This is a genomic window from Mesorhizobium sp. M2C.T.Ca.TU.002.02.1.1, assembly GCF_003997225.1.
Genome location: NZ_RZTO01000656.1, coordinates 1 through 3,547 on the forward strand (window position 1 = coordinate 1; position 3,547 = coordinate 3,547).

The 3,547-nt window shown below is 64.2% G+C and carries 4 protein-coding genes; all 4 read left to right on the forward strand.

Annotated features, from left to right (window positions below):
* Positions 1 to 136: 136 nt before the first annotated feature.
* Entirely contained in the window at positions 137 to 289 is a 153-nt protein-coding gene (locus EOD07_RS26950; RefSeq protein WP_040989318.1) for a hypothetical protein, read from the forward strand.
* 31 nt (positions 290 to 320) lie between these two features.
* Positions 321 to 1,235, forward strand: coding sequence for a site-specific tyrosine recombinase XerD (locus EOD07_RS26955; protein ID WP_127237568.1), 915 nt, complete (start codon positions 321 to 323; stop codon positions 1,233 to 1,235).
* A 100-nt stretch (positions 1,236 to 1,335) separates the two neighbouring features.
* Positions 1,336 to 2,286: an acetyl-CoA carboxylase carboxyltransferase subunit alpha gene (locus EOD07_RS26960; protein WP_127237569.1), complete on the forward strand. Its 951-nt coding sequence runs from the start codon at positions 1,336 to 1,338 to the stop codon at positions 2,284 to 2,286.
* A 218-nt stretch (positions 2,287 to 2,504) separates the two neighbouring features.
* The coding region (locus EOD07_RS26965; RefSeq protein WP_164772563.1) for a murein L,D-transpeptidase family protein at positions 2,505 to 3,547 on the forward strand (1,043 nt) is incomplete at its 3' end.

Here is a 3,547-nt window from a genome sequence, read left to right on the forward strand (position 1 = left end):
CGCGAATGCCTGCTTAGAAGCTTTTCCGGCAAAACCGCTGCCGACCCGAGCCCTTCGTCCTTGAATTGGCCGGATTGGCGTCCCATAAGGGGACAGGGCTTGGAAACGCAGAACAAGAAGACGGGCGAAAATTTGAATGCCGACTTTGTTTCGGTTTGTCGTGACGCTGGCGGTTCTTGCAGGCATTGCCTATGGCGCGATGTTCGCGCTGGCAATGTTCGTGGAGCCGAAAAAGGCGGAAATGAGCGTGCGTATCCCCGCCGAAAAGCTCAACCCCAAGAAAAATTGACCCCACGGAAACGAGCACCGATCCCGGCCCGATGAACAGCGCCGCCCGCATCGAAGCCTTCCTCGAAATGATGAGCGCCGAGCGGGGCGCGGCCGAAAACACGCTTTCGTCCTACCGCCGCGATCTGGAGGACGCCTCCGGGGCGATCAAAGGCGGGCTTGCCGGCGCGGGATCGGCCGACATCCGCGACTATCTCGACGACATCGCCGCGCGCGGCTTCGCGCCGACTTCGCAGGCGCGCAAATTGTCGGCGATCCGCCAGTTCTTCAAATTCCTCTATGCTGAGGGCCTGCGCGGCGACGACCCGACCGGCACGCTGGACAGCCCGCGCAAGGGCCGGCCGTTGCCGAAGATGATGAGCGAGGCCGAGACCGGCCGCCTGCTCGACCGGGCGGCGCAGGAAGCCGGCGAAGCTGGTCCGGATGGCGACCGGATGGCCGCCTTGCGCCTGCACGCGCTGGTCGAAGTGCTCTACGCCACGGGGCTGCGCGTGTCTGAGCTTGTCGGCCTGCCGGTCACGGTGGCGCTGCGCGACGACCGTTTCTTCATGGTGCGCGGCAAGGGCGACAAGGAACGCATGGTGCCGCTGTCGGCCAAGGCTCGCGCCGCCATGCGCGCCTGGCTTGCCGCAAGGGCCGAGCGGCCGGCCTTTGCCGAGAGCCCGTTCCTGTTTCCGGCCTCTTCCGACAGCGGCCATCTCTCCCGGCAGGTTTTCGCTCGCGATCTCAAGGGCTTGGCCGCGCGGACGGGGATAGCTGCAGCCAAGATCTCGCCGCATGTGCTTCGCCATGCTTTTGCCAGCCACCTGCTGCAGAACGGCGCCGATCTCAGAGCCGTTCAGCAACTCCTTGGCCACGCCGACATCTCGACCACGCAGATCTACACCCATGTGCTGGAAGAGCGGCTGGTGCGGCTGGTCAACGATCATCATCCGCTTGCCGACTAGGCCTCATATCGCTATGTGAGGGCGACGTTCCACCGCCCGGAGCCGGCATTTCAGCGGTTCCGCCAGCCATTTGCCTTCCGACGGATCGGTCCGCTCAAGCATGTACAACTACCTCGACTTCGAAAAGCCGGTGCAGGATCTGGAGCTCAAGATCCTTGAGCTGAAGAAGCTTGCCGAGAACGGCGAGGCGGTCGACGTCGCCGAAGAGATCGGCAGGTTGGAAAAGCGCTCGCGTGACGCGTTGCGCGACCTCTACAAGGCGCTCACGCCCTGGCAGAAGGTGCAGGTCGCGCGCCATCCCGACCGCCCCCACTGCGTCGACTACATCAAGGCGCTGTTCACCGACTTCACGCCTTTGGCCGGCGACCGCAATTTCGGCGACGACCAGGCGATCGTCGGCGGCTTCGCGCGTTTCCGTGGCGAGCCCGTGGCGGTCATCGGCCAGGAGAAGGGTTCCGACACGGCAAGCCGCATCAAGCACAATTTCGGCTCGGTGCGGCCCGAGGGCTACCGCAAGGCGGTGCGCCTGATGGAATTGGCCGACCGTTTCAAGATCCCGCTGTTGACGCTGGTCGATACCGCCGGCGCCTATCCCGGCGTCGGCGCCGAGGAGCGCGGCCAGGCCGAGGCGATCGCGCGTTCGACCTCGGCCTGCCTTTCGCTGAAAGTGCCGTCGATCTCGGTGGTCATCGGCGAAGGCGGCTCCGGCGGCGCCATCGCGATCGCCACCGCCAATCGCGTCTACATGCTGGAGCACGCCATCTATTCGGTCATCTCGCCCGAGGGTGCCGCCTCGATCCTGTGGCGCGACACGACCCGCTCGAAGGATGCGGCGACCAACATGAAGATCACCGCGCAGGATCTTCTCGAGATGAAGATCATCGACGCCATCATTCCCGAACCGATCGGCGGCGCCCAGCGCGCGCCGGAAACGGTGATCGCCTCCACCGGCGACCTCATCGCCCGGACGATGAAGGATTTTGCCGGCGCCAACACCGATTTCCGCGAGCAACGCCGCGAGAAATACCTGGCGATGGGCCGCAGTCTCTGATCGATCGGGCCTCTGTCGGGTAAACTGTGGCGGCAACGACCAATTTCGCCACAAAAATGCCGCCGGATTCGGCTCAATGGAAATCGCCGTGAGGGGTTTGCCAAGGCTTGCGGTAAGGAATTTTCAAGGTTAACGGGCTTACGGTCCACTGGTGTTCAGCCTGCGGGCCCGGCCATGCCGAAAGCCGTTGGCCCGAAAGAAGAGACGTAGCCGCATTGATGTTTGCCAAGCTTGCCCGCACCGGAGTCCTGATCGCCGCCATCGGCGTCGCTGGCTGCAATGATTCGTCGATGAAGGATTTCGCGCCGGAGGCCAACAAGCCGCTGCCGGACAAGATCCTTGCCGACATGAAGGCCAAGGGCATGGTGCGCACCTCCTCGGTGATGGCGCGCATCTTCAAGGAAGAAGGCAAGCTCGAGATCTGGAAGGCCAAGACCAACGGCCGTTACGATCTCGTCGCCACCTACGACATCTGCAAATGGTCGGGAAAGCTCGGCCCCAAATACACCGAGGGCGACCGCCAGGCGCCGGAAGGCTTCTACACGGTGCGCCCGTCGCAGATGAATCCGCGCTCGAATTACCACCTGTCCTTCAACATCGGCTTCCCCAATGCCTATGACCGCGCCAATGGCCGCACCGGCCAGAACCTGATGGTGCACGGCGCCTGCTCGTCGTCCGGCTGCTATTCGATGACCGACGCGCAGATCGAGCAGATCTATGCCTTCGGCCGCGACGCCTTCCAGGGCGGCCAGACCGAGTTCCAGATCCAGGCCTTTCCGTTCCGCATGACCGCCGCCAACATGGCGCGCTACCGCAACGACCCGAACTACGAGTTCTGGAAGATGCTGAAGGTCGGCTACGACAATTTCGAGATCACCAAGGTGCCGCCGAAGGTCGACGTCTGCGAGAAGCGCTATGTCTTCAACCAGGTGGCGCCCGAAGGCACGACCTTCGACCCGACCGGCCCCTGCCCCGCGACGACGCAGCCGGATTCGCTGAAAACCGCCTACGCCAATTACGAGAAGAGCTACGACGCGGCCTTCAATTCGGCCGTAAGCTCCAGCGCGCCGCCGCCGAAGCCGACCATTGCCGGCATCAAGGAAGCCAGCATCGTTTCCGACTGGTCGAAGCGCCGCGCCCGCGGCGAGCGGGTGCCGATCGAGCCGCCGTCGATGAACGCCGACGGCTCGGTGACGGAAACGACCCGCATGGGCCGTATCGACTCCCCGGCCGGCCGCAAGATGGCCGCACTGGACGCGGA

What these genes read in the sequence shown, in the direction of transcription:
- EOD07_RS26950 (WP_040989318.1), top strand. Translation starts at nt 137, where the DNA reads ATGCCGACTTTGTTTCGGTTTGTCGTGACGCTGGCGGTTCTTGCAGGC.
- EOD07_RS26955 (WP_127237568.1), top strand. Translation starts at nt 321, where the DNA reads ATGAACAGCGCCGCCCGCATCGAAGCCTTCCTCGAAATGATGAGCGCC.
- EOD07_RS26960 (WP_127237569.1), top strand. Translation starts at nt 1,336, where the DNA reads ATGTACAACTACCTCGACTTCGAAAAGCCGGTGCAGGATCTGGAGCTC.